We start from the raw sequence: 15560 nt of genomic DNA, 5'->3' as shown, positions 1-15560 counted from the left end.
AGCTTACTAGATTCCTACACAAGATAGAGAATATATAGATAAAGGAGTTGTATTCATGTCTGTAGTTTTTAGACAAGAATTGAATATTGATTTTGGGAGGTTGAATGAGGATATCCGCCTTTTTCCACAGGTGCACCCGGTCACCCCAGATATGAAAATAACTCACAAGGGTGTTTCGCGTTTGGTCATGCTCGACCGCTACACCTTCAAAGACACTGAAAAAATTACCCTCACAAATGGCGACTTTGTTGTTCTTACGATTAAAGAAGATCCAAAATTCCCGGCACGCGGCTTAGGATACATTCAGGAAATCGATTGGGAGAAGAAGAAAGCTAAGGTTTTGGTTGAAGAGGAATTTAGAGGCGTCCTCGATGGTGAAGCAACAGAAACTGGAGTTATTTATAGTTCGCTGGATGTCATTGAGAAGCCGTTAGAGCTTTTCTATGAGCAGATTGCTAAACGTGTTGCGACTGGTATTGCTGCTGTAGAAGAGACGGAAGAGAAGCGCATCGAATGGACAGAAAAGTTTTATCAAGAGCTAGTGAACTTGAACTTCATTCCGGCCGGCCGTGTTCTTTATGGTGCAGGCTCTGGTACTGAGGTAACTTATTTCAACTGCTATGTAATGCCGTTCGTAGCGGATTCTCGTGAAGGAATCTCTGACCACCGCAAGCAGGTAATGGAAATCATGAGCCGCGGCGGCGGTGTTGGAACTAATGGTTCGACATTACGGCCAAGAAACACCTTGGCAAGAGGTGTAAATGGCAAATCGTCTGGTTCGGTTTCTTGGTTGGATGATATTGCGAAGTTGACTCACCTTGTTGAGCAGGGTGGATCAAGACGTGGTAAATCAGCATAAGTGCCTCGTCTATAAATAAACCTCGTGAATTGCTGGGAACTCTTTAATAACCTGTTGGCTACAACGTGACCGGAAACGGTGAACGTGAATGCTTGAAAACAACGGTGGATAAAGACAATCAGCAGCCGAGCTCCTACGTTCTTGAATAGAATATGGAGAAGGTTCAACGACCATCGAAAGCACACTAATAAGTGGAAGTGAGTAGAGTAGGGATCAAGTGATTCCGAAGCGCGAGGGCATTCTGAGAATGCAAGAGATGGTCTGAACTCTGGGGTGACCTAGAGAGTTGATGTAACGAATCAACGCAACATAATGGCGCAGATGATTATGCTGGCGGACTGGCATCCAGACATCATTGAATTCATTATTTCTAAAATGCAAAATCCGAGAATTCTAAGATTTTTAATTGAAAATACATCTGATGAAACAATCAAAAAACTTGCTAAAGAAAAACTGAAGTTTAAACCATTCACCCTTCAAGAAGAAGCGATGTACCAAGGAATTGTAAATTATAAGAACATTCCTGGTTATGGTGGCTTCAGTGAATCAATTATTGCAGATGCTGAGGAAAAACTAGCAACTGGCGGTACTTATTCAGTTCATAATCCAGAGTTCCTCACTGGAGCAAACATCTCTGTTTGCTTAACGAAAGAATTTATGGAAGCTGTTGAAAATGATGGTGAATATGAACTTCGTTTCCCTTACGTAGAAAACTACGACCAAGAGGAAATGAAAATCTATAATGAAAAATGGCATGAAGTTGGAGACGTTCGTGAGTGGGAAAGACTTGGTCACAAAGTTCGAGTCTACAAAAAAATTAAGGCAAAAGAACTTTGGAACTTAGTTAACATTTGCGCAACGTACTCTGCTGAACCGGGAATATTCTTCATCGATAATGCCAATGACATGACGAATGCTAAAGCATATGGTCAGCAGGTAGTAGCAACGAATCCGTGTGGTAAAGTAGCTTAGTTTGCCTCACGTTAAAAATTGCGGAATAAAGCGGGAAGGCTGAGATGCTAATCCGAACCGAAGGCTAGATGTAAAAATCTAGTCAGGGGCAACGCATAGATGGTGAACCTGCACTTGCAGAATATAATCCATCCACGAGGCCGCAACATTACACACAAATCCTAGTCAGTACATTTTGAATGGATGAATTTAGGTGATTAAGGTGAATAGAGGGTATGCGGGCTTTTACAAAGGATATTATTTAAGAAGTTCGTATGAATACGCGTTTGCAAAATACCTTGATTTTTATTCGATTCAATGGAGCTATGAGGATCAAGTATTTGATCTGGGTTATAAGTTGTATAAGCCCGACTTTTTCTTTTACGATAAAGATAATAGGCTTGTAAAAATAGTGGAAATTAAGGCAAGAAATACAGAAGTAAAAAAGAATGCAAGAAGAGACCTAAAAACCATTGAAGAAAAATACCACATAAAATGTGAACTTGTTTCTTATGAGGAATTGCTTAAGATTTATAAAGGGTTGCCATTTTCTTTAACATCAACCATTAGCGAATGGATAAATTCGAGTGAAACTACTATAAATAAGGCTGCTTTTGGTGAACTTAACGGGCATTATAATCTTAAGCACAATAAAAATTCCAAAAAGAGGATCGGTGAACACACTAAAAAGTTATGGGCTACTGAGGGTACTACAAAGCAAAGAATGATTGAGGGATTAAGAAAATCTGGTTTGGCACAAAAAGGTAAATTAAAGAAGGAAAGACAAACTAGATTTTGTGAGGTATGTGGGCAAAAATTTATTGTAATAGTAACTTCCCCTCAAAAATTTTGTAGTCAATCATGTGCTGGTAAAGTTGCAATAAAAAAAGCAACAGATATTTATGTGGGCAATAGATTAAAGATTCATGAAGCTATTAAAGATTATATTATTCAATGGTCAAAGGAAAACAGAGAAATTGTACTTGAAACTCCATTAAATAAAATAAAAACCACTATTAAGCCATTACTAGATGACATCCAAAAACATTTCGGGGTGAAAGATTTCAGAGTCATTTCAAAAGCAGTTTTTGGAGAAGATCGTGGAAGAAAAGAATTGATTAAATACATGAAACAAGTGTGTAATGAAAAGGTATGCTGAACTTACAGGAATAAAACTGTAAGAACTATTGGATAAAAAGCCAATGGGATAACAAATTGGAACAACCACTCGCACCATTTTCCGTCTGTAACCTTGCTGCAGTAAACCTTGCAGAAATGGCAGATAAGGAAACTAAAACAGTTGACTTTGAAAAGTTAAAAAATACAGTAGCAGTCGGCGTCCGCATGCAGGACAACGTCATCAATGCTACTCCATACTTCTTGGAAGAAAACAAAAAGCAAGCACTCGGTGAACGCCGCGTCGGTCTTGGGGTAATGGGTCTGCACGACCTGCTTATCTACTGCGAGACTGAGTACGGTTCACCTGAAGGAAATAAGCTGGTCGATCAAGTTTTCGAAACAATTGCAACTACAGCCTACAAAGAATCCGTTGAATTGGCGAAAGAAAAGGGAAGCTTCCCATTCTTAACTGGTGAAACACTTGAGGAAACAAACCGCTTACGCCAAGCATTCATCAATACCGGATTTATGAAGAAAATGCCTGAAGAAATCCGTGAATCTATTGTGGAAAACGGAATAAGGAATTCTCATTTGCTAACTGTTGCTCCAACGGGTTCCACTGGTACCATGGTTGGCGTTTCAACGGGATTAGAACCTTATTTCTCATTCTCATATTTCCGCAGCGGACGCCTTGGTAAATTTATCGAAGTAAAAGCAGACATCGTTCAAGAGTATTTAGACCGTAACCCAGAAGCAGATTCAAGTAACCTGCCAAACTGGTTTGTCACTGCGATGAATCTTGCTCCTGAAGCACACGCAGATGTCCAATGTGTCATCCAGCGCTGGATTGACAGTTCCATCAGTAAAACAGTTAATGCACCAAAAGGATACAGCGTTGAGCAGGTTGAAAAGGTATACGAGCGTTTATACCGCGGCGGTGCAAAAGGCGGTACTGTCTATGTAGACGGTTCACGCGATTCTCAGGTTTTAACATTGAAAGCTGAAGAAAACACAAATGAACAATTATCTATCTTTGAAAAAGAAGATAAGCAGCATGTAGTCTTAGTCGAAACCATCACTGACCTTCGTTCAACGGATGTAACGATTGGTTCTGAAGTCGGCAACACATGCCCAGTATGCCGCAAAGGAAAAGTTAAAGAAATCGGCGGCTGTAATACATGTACTAACTGTGGCGCACAATTAAAGTGTGGACTATAAAATGATTTTGAGAGAGGATGGAGATATACTCCATTCTCTTATTTTTTATATTCATTCATAAAAATTATGTCAATATAATTTTGTGGTTGGATTGTAATTTCCTTGTGACCCATCTGTTATGCATCCCTTGTATAGTGTAGATATCAAATCACTCAAGGGGGAATAACAAAATGTTAAAGAAAATCATCCCAGCACTTGCTATGACAGCAGCCTTAACAACGTCTTTGTTAGCCACCCTGGGTGATAAAGCAGAAGCAGCATATTATCATACAAAAGCAATTTCCGTAGCAAAGGCAAATCTTGGTGTTCCATATAGATGGGGAGGCATATCCCCAAGTGGTTTTGACTGCTCTGGTCTTGTAAAATACTCTTACAGTAAAGCTGGAATCTGGCTGCCACGAACAGCCGCTGATATGTTCAATAATCGAGGGTATCGTGTCGGCAGTCTTCAGCCCGGCGATTTAATGTTCTTCGCCCCAACAAAAGCAAGCAGACCAACCCACGTGGCTATGTATATTGGAGCAGGCAAAATGATTATGGCATCATCTTCTAAAGGGGTTATGATCACTTACACAAGCAATACCTATTGGAAGCCAAAATACATTGGCGCTAAGCGTATATAAAATGATTCAGAACATCTCGGCTAAGCGTCGGTGTTCTTTTTTATTATATTTAATAATACTTGCACGAAATAACGTTAAGACAAAATGCTCAACGGTAAAAATAGAACAGTTATTTTGCCCGAGGAACCGTTTCAAGAAGCCCAACGGTAAAAATAGAACAGTTATATTACCCGAGGAACCGTTTCAAGAAGCCCAACGGTAAAAATAGAGCAGTTATATTACCCGAGGAACCGTTTCAAGAAGCCCAACGGTAAAAATAGAGCAGTTATATTGCCCGAGGAACCGTTTCAAGAAGCCCAACGGTAAAAATAGAACAGTTATTTTGCCCGAGGAACCGTTTCAAGAAGCCCAACGGTAAAAATAGAACAGTTATATTACCCGAGGAACCGTTTCAAGATGCCCAATGGTAAAAATAGAACAGTTATATTGCCCGAGGAGCCGTTTCAAGAAGCCCAACGGTAAAAATAGAGCAGTTATATTGCCGGAGGAACCGTTTCAAGAAGCCCAACGGTAAAAATAGAGCGGTTATTTTGCCCGAGGAACCGCATCAAGAGGAGCAACGGTAAAAAATAGAGCAGTTATTTTGCTCAAAGGTATCACTTCAAAAGACCCCATCAGTAAAAATATCCCCAGTTTTTTGCCCGAACCGGTGCCCCTTCAAAACAATAGGGGGCATATTAAATTTGACCGTTTCATGACACATAAAAAACTACATACGGTCTTTATATTGTTTTGCTAGATTAAAAACATAAACAAAACTACATCAGCATTTGTGGACATTTTGTGAAACCCAGGCAAAACACTTTACATAGGGTAGGGGGGTATAGTAACATAAAATTAGAAATCAAAAATAACAAATACATTTTTGAAAGGATGATTAGCATGGAAAAAGTAACATTAAACGTAAAAGGAATGTCTTGCGGACATTGTGTAAAGGCGGTTGAAGGAAGCGTTGGGACCCTGGATGGAGTCACTGCCGTTAAGGTGAATCTAGACGCAGCAACGGTTGATGTCGAGTTCAACCCGCAAACCGTCAGCCTTGATCAAATCAAAGAAACAATTGATGATCAAGGATATGATATAGTTTAAATTTCAACTCACTATATGAGGAGTTGACTTACTATGAGTCAAACTATCAAAGAAACAAGCCTGCAAATTTCCGGTATGACCTGTGCAGCCTGTGCGGCCAGAATTGAAAAGGGTCTGAAAAAACTAACCGGAGTTGAAACAGCAACTGTCAATCTTGCATTAGAAAAATCGGCAATTAAGTACGATCCTTCCCAGATAAAACTGGAAGAAATCGAACAGAAGATTAAGGATTTAGGTTATGAAGTCGTAACCGAAAAAGTGGAATTTGATATCACAGGGATGACTTGTGCAGCCTGCTCGGCCCGGATTGAAAAAGGCTTAAATAAGCTAGATGGCATCATAAAGGCAAACGTTAACCTGGCACTTGAAAAAGCAACGGTAGAATACAACGGTTCCGCCCTGACAACTGCAGACATCATAAAAAAAGTTGGAACTCTTGGCTACGGGGCAAGACTCAAACAAGAAACAAAAGATCAAGTGGACCATCGCCAAAAGGAAATCGAAAAGCAATCGAAAAAATTTATCTTTTCGGCAATTTTGTCTTTTCCGCTTTTATGGGCAATGGCAGGGCATTTTTCGTTTACATCTTTTATTTGGGTACCGGATATGTTCATGAATCCATGGTTTCAACTGCTTCTCGCCACACCGGTTCAGTTCCTAATCGGCGGACAGTTTTACATCGGTGCCTATAAAGCCTTAAAAAATAAAAGTGCCAATATGGATGTACTTGTTGCATTGGGAACATCGGCAGCTTATTTTTACAGTTTATATTTATCTATATTGTCGCTTACCAAAGGTTCACATATGGTAGAACTTTACTATGAAACCAGTGCTGTTCTAATCACATTAATCATATTAGGAAAGCTTTTTGAAGCAAGGGCAAAGGGACGATCCTCAGAGGCAATCAAAAAATTGATGGGGCTCCAAGCCAAAACGGCTACTGTAAACCGCGATGGCCGCGAAATGGAAATCCCGATAGAAGAAGTTATTCTAGGGGATATTCTTTACATTAAGCCGGGTGAAAAAATTCCTGTTGACGGTAAAGTCATAGAAGGGCAATCCGCAATCGATGAGTCAATGCTGACCGGTGAAAGTGTTCCGGTTGATAAAAAAATTGGCGATGAAGTCATAGGGGCTACGCTGAACAAAAACGGCTTCCTAAAAGTTGAAGCAATAAAGGTTGGCCGTGATACCGCTTTAGCACAAATTATTAAAGTGGTTGAAGAGGCCCAGGGCTCCAAAGCCCCGATTCAAAGGCTTGCCGACAAAATATCTGGAGTATTTGTTCCAGTTGTCGTGACCATTGCTGTGATAACCTTTATTATCTGGTATTTGTGGGTAGAACCCGGTAATTTCGCTGAAAGCTTAGAAAAAATGATTGCCGTTTTAGTTATCGCCTGTCCGTGTGCTTTAGGCTTGGCGACACCTACTTCTATCATGGCTGGTTCAGGCCGTTCGGCTGAATATGGAATCCTCTTTAAAGGCGGCGAACACCTGGAAATAACTCACCGTATCACAACAGTAGTTTTGGATAAAACAGGCACAGTCACAAATGGGACACCAGTGTTAACAGATTTCTCCCATACCAATTCCATCACTGAGGAAGAATTTTTAACCTTGGTTGGTTCTGCTGAAAAGCAATCAGAACATCCGCTTGCACAAGCTATCGTGCAAGGTATTAGGGAAAAGGGGCTTCAACTAAAAGAGCCAGCCGAATTCGAAGCCATCCCGGGCTTCGGAATAAAGGCCGCAGTGGATGGAAAGCAATTATTAATTGGTACTAGAAAGTTAATGACGAACTTTAATGTGGAAATAGATTCAGCACTTTTACAAATGGAGGAGCTGGAAAGAGCCGGGAAAACAGCGATGATAACGGCTATCGACGGACAGTATGCTGGAGTTGTAGCGGTTGCGGATACGATTAAAGGAACCTCCAAAACGGCCGTCAGCCGCCTCAAAAAGATGGGTCTTGAGGTTATCATGATTACTGGTGATAATCAGCAGACAGCAAAGGCCATAGCTGGCCAAGCAGGAATTGAAACCATCATCGCAGAGGTTTTGCCTGAAGGAAAAGCAGCAGAAATTAAAAAGCTACAAGCGGAAGGCAAGAAAGTGGCAATGGTCGGGGACGGCATTAATGATGCACCTGCTCTCGCCGTGGCAGATATAGGAATGGCCATCGGGACAGGCACCGATGTCGCCATGGAAGCGGCTGATATCACGCTCATTCGCGGCGACTTAAACAGCATTGCAGATGCAATTTTCATGAGCAAAAAAACAATCACAAATATAAAGCAGAACTTATTCTGGGCGATGGCCTACAATTCCTTGGGCATTCCGATTGCAGCCCTTGGGTTCCTAGCTCCTTGGCTAGCTGGGGCAGCAATGGCATTCAGTTCGGTGTCTGTGGTCTTTAACGCACTTAGATTACAAAAAGTTAAACTATAATTTTTAAAAGGCTGACACAGAATTGTCAGCCTTTTCCTGCGTTTTCACCATTGTCAGCAAGTATACTTTACTTATCAAAAAAGCAATCAGGTGATTCCAAATGAACCAAATCTTATTGATTGAGGATGAACGAAGCGTATCAGATGTAATCAAAGCCTATTTAGAGAAGAACGGCTACAAAGTCTACTGGGCTGGCAATGGCTCAAAAGGATTGGAAATCTTTAAATCAGCGAATATAAACCTTGTTATTCTCGATCTGATGCTCCCCGATATGGCCGGCGAGGACGTTTGCAAAAGGATGAGGGAAACATCAAATGTCCATATTTTTATGCTGACAGCAAAAGGCTCTTTAAATGACCGTGTCGAAGGTTTAAATATGGGTGCCGATGAATATCTAGTTAAACCCTTCAGTCCACGGGAATTGACAGCAAGAGTCAATGCCCTTTTCCGCAGATTAAACGGCACAAACTCATCAGTCTGTATGATTTTTGATGATGGGAACTTATCCATTCATTTTGAAAAAAGGCTGGTTACCGTGAGGGGAGAAGAAATCCCGTTCACACCGATTGAATTTGATATCCTCTGGGCATTAGCGGCTAGTAAAGGCAAGGTGTTATCAAGAGAGCAGCTAATTCGGAAGGTATATGGTGAAAATTTTGATGGCTTTGATCGGACTATTGATGTCCATATCAAAAATATCCGCAAGAAAATTGAAATGGATACGAGAAACCCAAAATATATTATCACAGTCCTGAAAGCAGGCTATAAATTTGGCGGTGAGCAAAAATGCATTCCATTAGCCGCAGATTAAGTTTATTTTTTACTGCTTGCACCATTGCCTCTATCCTGCTTGTGACATTGACTGTAAATCTTACTGTTACCAATAAATTTAATCAATACATGATGGACATTCAAAACAAAAGGTACGAAAGAATTATAGCCTACTTTGAAGATGCCTATAAAAAAGATGGCAGATTAACAGAAAACACCGGAATTGAACTCATGCATGAGGCCTATATGGGCAATTATTGCATTACGTTAAGGGACCAGCATGAGCAAACGATTTGGGGAATGGACCCGAAGGAAATCAAAAAACAGTTAAACATGGGGACAATGCCAGTCCAGCAAAAAGGAGTTTATACGACAAAGACATTTAAGCTTAAAGAGGGAGATAAAGTAGTAGGCTATGTGGATATCGGTCAGTATTCTTCTGTTCTCTTAACGGAGGAAGATCAAAACTTTAAATCGTCCATTAATAAAAGCATAATTGCCAGCGGACTGTTGACCCTCATTATCATTACTGGTTTAAGCCTCTATTTTTCGAAGCAATTTTCGAGTCCTATTAAGGAAGTGGCCAAGCTTTCTGTTGACTTGTCCAAGGGGAATTTTAACAGTAAATCCGTTGTGAAAAGCAACATTCATGAGCTAGAGGACTTGCGAAAAAGTGTAAACATATTGGCTGGTAAATTACAGTTTCAGGATATGCTCAGACAGAGATTAATCTCCGATATTTCACATGAAATAAGGACACCGTTAAATGTCCTGCAAAACAATCTAGAGGCCATGATTGACGGGGTATATCCAGTTACGCAAGAAAAGCTTCATTATCTAAATGAGGAGGTAATCAGGTTTGGCAGGCTGATTAACAACTTAAATGTCTTAAAGGAATTTGAGTCTGAAAGCACCAAGCTGAGTTATGAAATCATCGAACTTGATCAATTGCTTCTGGAGCTTTGTCATGATTTTCATGCACCTTCTGAAAAGAAAAAACTTAAAATCGATTTCGTCATTCAACCGGATAAAAAGTTTTCAATTACTGGAGACAAAGATAAAATCAAGCAGGTATTTGTTAACCTGCTGGCAAATGCTATTAAATTCACAACTGCAGGCGGCAGGATTCTTGTCCAATTATATGAAAAGAATGATGATATTATTGTGGAAGTAGTTGATACCGGCATTGGTATTAACAAAGAGGATCTCCCTTTTATTTTCGAAAGATTGTACAGGGGAGATAAAAGCAGGCAGGAAATTGAGGGAAATGGAATTGGCCTGACCATTGTTAAAAACATCTTACAACTGCACGATGCCTCCATCGAAGCAGAGAGTGAAGAAGGAATAGGTAGTAAATTTACCATCTGTTTTCCGAAAATAAAAAAGCCTTAAGCGCCCAAATAGGGTCTTAAGGCTCTTTTTAGCTAATAAGAAAGTATAAATTCAACTACGCGTCTGTCATCGTCCTAACGGACTCGCCAATCGGCCAGTTTTAATTTACAATTAAGCTCTTGATACGTAAGTACCTTCAGCTGTGTTGATGATCAAGCGATCACCTTGGTTAATGAAGAAAGGAACCTGAACGACAAGGCCGGTTTCCATCGTTGCCGGCTTGGAGCCGCCTGAAGCAGTGTCACCTTTAATGCCAGGCTCAGTTTCAGTTACTTCAAGTTCAACCGTATTTGGCAGCTCAACTCCAAGTGTTTCGCTTTGGAACATCATGATATGAACTTCCATGTTTTCCTTTAAAAACTTTAATTCATATTCAATGCTTGTTCCAGGCAGTTCAACCTGCTCGTAGGACTCCATGTCCATAAACACGTGTTGGTCGCCGCTTGCATACAGATACTGCATTTTACGGTTATCAATTTGTGCTTTTTCTACTTTTTCACCGGCACGGAATGTTTTTTCCTGCATGGCTCCGGTACGCAGGTTACGCAATTTGGAGCGGACAAACGCTGCTCCTTTACCAGGCTTTACGTGCTGGAAGTCCATGACGCGCCAAAGGCCGCCATCCACTTCAATGGTTAATCCAGTACGGAAATCGTTAACAGAAATCATTGGCAAATCCTCCTAAAATAGTTACAAAATAATTAAGTCTTTTGTAGAATGTGTGAGCCTTTCGTTATGATCCTTCGTAATAAGCGTATCGTCTTCAATTCTAACGCCGCCAAGTCCAGGAATATAAATGCCTGGTTCACAAGTTACAACCATACCTGGTTCTAAGATAATGTCAGATTTTAATGAAAGAGCCGGTCCCTCGTGAACCTCAAGCCCGATCCCATGTCCGGTTGAATGTCCAAAGTACTCTCCGTACCCTTTCTCTGTTATGTAGTCCCGAGTTAAAGCATCCGCTTCTTTTCCTGTCATTCCAGGTCTGAAACCATCGATGCCGCGTAATTGAGCTTCGAGGACAATCTGATAAATTTCTTTCAGCTTGGCGTCAGGCTCGCCGACAGCAACAGTCCTTGTAATATCGGAAACATACCCTTTATAATAGGCACCAAAATCAAGGGTGACCATATCCCCTTTTTCAATGACCTTGTCAGAGGCAACACCATGTGGAAGAGCCGAGCGATACCCTGAAGCGACGATGGTATCAAAGGAAGAAGATACTGCTCCGGCTTTTCTCATAAAGAATTCCAGCTCATTCGATACTTCCAGCTCCGTTTTTCCCGGGCGAAGGAAGTCTAAAATATGTTTAAATGCGGCATCAGCAATATCCGCTGCTTCCTTTAATATCTTAATCTCTGAATCGGTCTTTATCAAGCGTAACTTTTCGATTAATCCCGAAACAGGGACAAGTTCAGCTTCGACCTCTTTTTCATATACTTTAAAGGAGGAGTATGTTAAATAGTCCTCTTCAAAACCTAATTTTTGAATCCCTAATTTTTTCGCCTGTTCAGCGACTTCTTTAGGAAGCGTATCTGAAAATTTAATGATTTCAAATCCTTCACATTGCTTTTGGGCTTGTTCAACATAACGAAAATCTGTAATAAATAGAGCTTTATCAGCACTGATTAAAACAATACCTGCTGTACCTGTGAAATTTGATATGTAACGGCGGTTATAGGGGCTTGTAATAAGTATGCCATCGATTCCCTCTACTGAAAAACTTGACCTTAATTTTTCTAATTTCTCCATCGTGTCCACTCTCCTTTTCCAATCCGTTAACGGACACAATCATTTTATCATAATCAAACTAATACGACTAATAACAGTTTAAGTGGCTGGTTCGTTTTTTTGTACTTCTTGATTTTGATATTCATAGCTGATCGAGTAACCAACGAAAATTCCATACAGAATATAGAGACAAAGGGAAGACAGGATGGTATCTCTGCTTAAATCGAAAAATGGTTTCATCCCAGGAAAAAGGGGATTCAGAACAACAAAAACAATTAAAAATAATATGATTCCATACCCTAAGCCAATCCACATACCTTTCAGCTTTTTTAATAACGCATAATATAGGTAGGCTGCACCAACTGATAGCACGCCCATGATGAGAATGGACAAAATCGTTCCTTTCCAGCCATATTTCCAGTTCCCCAGCATCCATGGTTCAAGGATTATATTTGGACGGATTTCTGTTAAACTAAAGTAGCATGCAAAAAAACCGACCGTTCCCCAAAAAACCCCTCCAAATAAACCAGTCCAAAAGACCATCACCGGTAGGGACATTGGCTTAGGGTATGTTCCCGTTTTTTTATCAGCAGCCATTAAAACAACCTCCATTACTTTTTGATACCAATTATTTTCTGTCCAAAATAAATACCAATTTTATTATGCCCCTGTAACGACAATCCTTGCATAAAAAAATAATTTTCTAATTTAAATGGAAAACTTATGTCATATCCTAGAGGTTTTTTCGGTTTTCTAGTAGAATACATTTAAGTACATACAGATTTATCATTTCTGCTATCGTGCTACTTTTGCATAGGTTGGTGTTCTAGCTAATGTCTAATACACAAAAGAATGTTTATGGCGGTCAAGCCGTGGTTGAAGGAGTTATGTTCGGAGGTAAACATCATTATGTTACTGCAATAAGGAGGAAGGACCATTCAGTCGAATACTTCCACCTGCCGCGTAAAACAAATCCTTATTTAACGAAAATTAAAAAAATTCCGTTTATTCGTGGAATCGTTGCTATAATAGAAGCAAGTGCCAATGGTTCTAAACATTTAAATTTTTCAACTGAAAGATTTGATTTAGACCCAAAGGAGGATGACACCTTAAAGGAAAAAGAAGTTTCAAAATTGACGATGTACTTGGGTGTGGCAGTGATCGGGGTTATCTCATTTTTATTTGGCAAATTTGCCTTCACACTAATTCCTGTTTTCTTAGCGGAATTGACAAGACCCATTTTTTCATCGGATTTTTCCCAGGTTCTGATCGAAGGACTCTTCAAGCTTATCCTTCTTCTTTCCTATATTTATTTTGTTTCCTTAACACCCTTGATTAAAAGAGTGTTTCAATATCATGGTGCTGAGCATAAAGTAATAAATACCTACGAGTCCGGAGTGGAACTAACTGTAGCTAATGTTCAGGCCCACTCAAGGCTTCATTATCGCTGCGGAAGCAGTTTTATCTTATTTACTGTTTTTGTTGGTATCTTTGTTTATATGCTGGTGCCAACTTCGCCGCTGTGGTTGAGAATTGTTGACCGCCTTTTATTAATACCGGTTGTGTTGGGGATTTCCTTTGAAATCCTCCAATTTACAAATAAATTAAGAGACGTTCCTGTCTTAAAATATTTAGGCCTGCCAGGTCTTTGGCTTCAGCTTTTTACAACGAAAGAGCCAAACGATGAACAGGTGGAAGTAGCCATTCTCTCCTTTAAAGAATTGTTAAGAAGAGAAGAGGAAACAGACAGATTCGTCAAACAAGAAGAAATTGTCTAAATCGTTGTTAGGAAGTGTTTAAAAGAATAAAAAAATGCTTATGATGCTCTTAGGGAGGTGGCTTTCTTGAAAAATCGGACATCCGCATATATTGTGGGGGTACTTATTATCCTTGCTTTACTTGGGCTTTATGGTTCTTTTACGGCTGACCCGGCTGCATTTTTGCAAAAAATAGCTGTCTTCGTTTTAATTGGTTTGGTCATATATTTTGTTGTTCGCAAGTTTTCAAATTCGAGCCCTCAGAAAAAAGAGCAGCGGGCATTTCTTAAAGCAGCAAGAAGGTCTAAAAAACGCTTGCAGCATCGAAGTGGAGAGCCAAATGCAAAAGGTTCCACTTTAGGTACATTGACGACATTAAAGAAAGGCAAGGCCAAAAAGAAACCTCCTGCCCATCTTACCGTCATTGATGGAAAAAAAGGAAAAAAGAAAAATCGGGCGTCTTTTTAAACGCTCGATTTTTCTTTTTTCTAACTGCTTTATTAATAACTCCATTTATTCAAGAATCTCTTCGCCCGTTCCCTGCCTAAGTTTACAAGCTCCTGTTTCTTTTCCTCGGTTAAATGAAATTCAATGGTCATTACCCCTTCTGTCGGGATAAATATAATATTTTCGGCATGTTTTTTGGAAATATATCTGGAATCGTGGGCATCCTTCATGGTTTCAAACAACGCCCCGAAAAGCTCAATCGCGTTGTTTATTTTATGCTTTTCATGTTCGTATTCACTTGGACTTAATTTGATGCCTAGGACAGGTCTTGTTTTTTTAATATTCTCCTGGTCAAAAAGCCACATTGGAAAATTACTTAATACCCCTCCGTCCACTAAAACATTAGTCCCTTCCTTTGCCCGTAATCTTACAGGTTCAAAGAAATATGGGATGCTGCAGCTCATGCGGATGGCCTTGGCAATTGGAAAAGAGCCCGGTGAAATCCCGTATTTCGGTAAATCATCAGGTATAACAACCATTTGTCCGTTAGAAAGGTCTGAAGCGATAAACCTTAACGTATGAGGCGGTAAATCAGAAAATGTTCTTAATCCTTTGGCCTCTAATTTTATCCTAAGCCACTTTTCCAATTCGTTCCCTTTGTAAAGACCTAATCTCCAATAAAGTAACAGCCATTTGGCGAGTTTAAAAGGTATGATGGTTTTGCGGGTATCGAGCAGATTAGTTAGATCCACTTCGTCAATGAGCTGATAGATTTCTTTGCTTGTATAACCTGCGGCAATTAAAGCGGCTATTATGGAGCCAGCACTAGTTCCAGCGACCCTGACAAATTTAAAACCGCGTTCTTCAATTTCTTCACACGCCCCGATAAGCGCAAATCCCTTTATTCCTCCTCCGGAAAAAACTCCATCAATATTCATGGCAGCCACTCCCAATGATGTACTCATTGTTACATCTTTAAGCGGCTGTTTTACAAAATAGTACGGGAGACAAGATAAATATTTTAGTGGATAATCTCGTTTGGGCAGCTTGATGGTTGTTCAAGAATTAGAAAAATTATGTCCACAAATTGGTCACCAGGCTCTCATTTTTCTTCATACCACCAACATATCGGTTTTTTATACTTTAGCTATCAAG

General features: G+C 40.0%; 12 protein-coding genes and 3 pseudogenes. 11 read left to right on the top strand and 4 right to left on the bottom strand.

Annotated features, from left to right (window positions below; all coding sequences use genetic code 11):
- Positions 1-55 precede the first annotated feature (55 nt).
- From QNN06_RS23560 to QNN06_RS23520, 9 genes and pseudogenes are all read left to right on the top strand, one after another.
- Positions 56-847: pseudogene (locus tag QNN06_RS23560) on the top strand (ribonucleotide reductase N-terminal alpha domain-containing protein); the annotation flags it as partial.
- A 327-nt stretch (positions 848-1174) separates the two neighbouring features.
- Positions 1175-1822 (top strand): annotated as a pseudogene (locus QNN06_RS23555) (vitamin B12-dependent ribonucleotide reductase); the annotation flags it as partial.
- Between the two features lie 202 nt (positions 1823-2024).
- Positions 2025-2969 carry a restriction endonuclease gene (locus QNN06_RS23550; RefSeq protein ID WP_284036028.1) on the top strand — a complete coding sequence of 315 codons (945 nt, stop codon included), beginning with the start codon at positions 2025-2027 and terminating at the stop codon, positions 2967-2969.
- Between the two features lie 59 nt (positions 2970-3028).
- A pseudogene (locus tag QNN06_RS23545) lies at positions 3029-4147 on the top strand (vitamin B12-dependent ribonucleotide reductase); the annotation flags it as partial.
- Between the two features lie 170 nt (positions 4148-4317).
- Positions 4318-4770, top strand: coding sequence for a C40 family peptidase (locus tag QNN06_RS23540; RefSeq protein ID WP_249366889.1), 453 nt, complete (start codon positions 4318-4320; stop codon positions 4768-4770).
- Positions 4771-5652: 882 nt separating this feature from the next.
- Positions 5653-5859 (top strand): copper chaperone CopZ, encoded by a 207-nt coding sequence (copZ, locus tag QNN06_RS23535; protein ID WP_213120202.1) that lies wholly within the window; start codon positions 5653-5655, stop codon positions 5857-5859.
- A 33-nt stretch (positions 5860-5892) separates the two neighbouring features.
- Positions 5893-8307: a heavy metal translocating P-type ATPase gene (locus tag QNN06_RS23530; RefSeq protein ID WP_213120203.1), complete on the top strand. Its 2415-nt coding sequence runs from the start codon at positions 5893-5895 to the stop codon at positions 8305-8307.
- Between the two features lie 100 nt (positions 8308-8407).
- Entirely contained in the window at positions 8408-9118 is a 711-nt protein-coding gene (locus tag QNN06_RS23525; protein ID WP_284036027.1) for a response regulator transcription factor, read from the top strand.
- Positions 9094-10470 (top strand): sensor histidine kinase, encoded by a 1377-nt coding sequence (locus QNN06_RS23520; protein WP_213120205.1) that lies wholly within the window; start codon positions 9094-9096, stop codon positions 10468-10470. Before QNN06_RS23525 ends, QNN06_RS23520 begins: the two co-directional genes overlap by 25 nt.
- Positions 10471-10581: 111 nt before the next feature.
- Here the strand turns inward: QNN06_RS23520 and efp are convergent, their stop codons facing one another.
- The 3 genes from efp to QNN06_RS23505 form a co-directional block, all read right to left on the bottom strand.
- On the bottom strand, positions 10582-11139 hold the full coding sequence (efp, locus tag QNN06_RS23515) for an elongation factor P (RefSeq protein WP_213120206.1): 558 nt from the start codon (positions 11137-11139) through the stop codon (positions 10582-10584).
- A 21-nt stretch (positions 11140-11160) separates the two neighbouring features.
- Positions 11161-12222, bottom strand: a complete 1062-nt coding sequence (locus tag QNN06_RS23510) for a M24 family metallopeptidase (RefSeq protein WP_284036026.1) — start codon at positions 12220-12222, stop codon at positions 11161-11163.
- A 78-nt stretch (positions 12223-12300) separates the two neighbouring features.
- Positions 12301-12798: a YqhR family membrane protein gene (locus tag QNN06_RS23505; RefSeq protein WP_213120208.1), complete on the bottom strand. Its 498-nt coding sequence runs from the start codon at positions 12796-12798 to the stop codon at positions 12301-12303.
- Between the two features lie 236 nt (positions 12799-13034).
- Here QNN06_RS23505 and QNN06_RS23500 point away from each other — a divergent pair, with 236 nt between their 5' ends.
- Positions 13035-13979, top strand: a complete 945-nt coding sequence (locus QNN06_RS23500) for a DUF1385 domain-containing protein (protein ID WP_213120209.1) — start codon at positions 13035-13037, stop codon at positions 13977-13979.
- Between the two features lie 57 nt (positions 13980-14036).
- Positions 14037-14426 carry an SA1362 family protein gene (locus QNN06_RS23495; RefSeq protein ID WP_284036025.1) on the top strand — a complete coding sequence of 130 codons (390 nt, stop codon included), beginning with the start codon at positions 14037-14039 and terminating at the stop codon, positions 14424-14426.
- A 32-nt stretch (positions 14427-14458) separates the two neighbouring features.
- On the opposite strand, the gene QNN06_RS23490 is transcribed toward QNN06_RS23495, so the two are convergent.
- Positions 14459-15343, bottom strand: coding sequence for a patatin-like phospholipase family protein (locus QNN06_RS23490; RefSeq protein WP_213120211.1), 885 nt, complete (start codon positions 15341-15343; stop codon positions 14459-14461).
- Positions 15344-15560: the final 217 nt, after the last annotated feature.

The organism is Neobacillus sp. 114, from assembly GCF_030127045.1.
Taxonomy (GTDB): Bacteria; Bacillota; Bacilli; order Bacillales; family Cytobacillaceae; genus Neobacillus; species Neobacillus rhizophilus.
The sequence above is the reverse complement of the archived record's forward strand: the minus strand, read 5'-3'. Positions and strand labels throughout refer to the sequence as shown.

What these genes read in the sequence shown, in the direction of transcription:
- QNN06_RS23540 (WP_249366889.1), top strand. Translation starts at nt 4,318, where the DNA reads ATGTTAAAGAAAATCATCCCAGCACTTGCTATGACAGCAGCCTTAACA.
- copZ (WP_213120202.1), top strand. Translation starts at nt 5,653, where the DNA reads ATGGAAAAAGTAACATTAAACGTAAAAGGAATGTCTTGCGGACATTGT.
- QNN06_RS23530 (WP_213120203.1), top strand. Translation starts at nt 5,893, where the DNA reads ATGAGTCAAACTATCAAAGAAACAAGCCTGCAAATTTCCGGTATGACC.
- QNN06_RS23525 (WP_284036027.1), top strand. Translation starts at nt 8,408, where the DNA reads ATGAACCAAATCTTATTGATTGAGGATGAACGAAGCGTATCAGATGTA.
- QNN06_RS23520 (WP_213120205.1), top strand. Translation starts at nt 9,094, where the DNA reads ATGCATTCCATTAGCCGCAGATTAAGTTTATTTTTTACTGCTTGCACC.
- efp (WP_213120206.1), bottom strand. Translation starts at nt 11,139, where the DNA reads ATGATTTCTGTTAACGATTTCCGTACTGGATTAACCATTGAAGTGGAT.
- QNN06_RS23510 (WP_284036026.1), bottom strand. Translation starts at nt 12,222, where the DNA reads ATGGAGAAATTAGAAAAATTAAGGTCAAGTTTTTCAGTAGAGGGAATC.
- QNN06_RS23505 (WP_213120208.1), bottom strand. Translation starts at nt 12,798, where the DNA reads ATGGCTGCTGATAAAAAAACGGGAACATACCCTAAGCCAATGTCCCTA.
- QNN06_RS23500 (WP_213120209.1), top strand. Translation starts at nt 13,035, where the DNA reads ATGTCTAATACACAAAAGAATGTTTATGGCGGTCAAGCCGTGGTTGAA.
- QNN06_RS23490 (WP_213120211.1), bottom strand. Translation starts at nt 15,343, where the DNA reads ATGAATATTGATGGAGTTTTTTCCGGAGGAGGAATAAAGGGATTTGCG.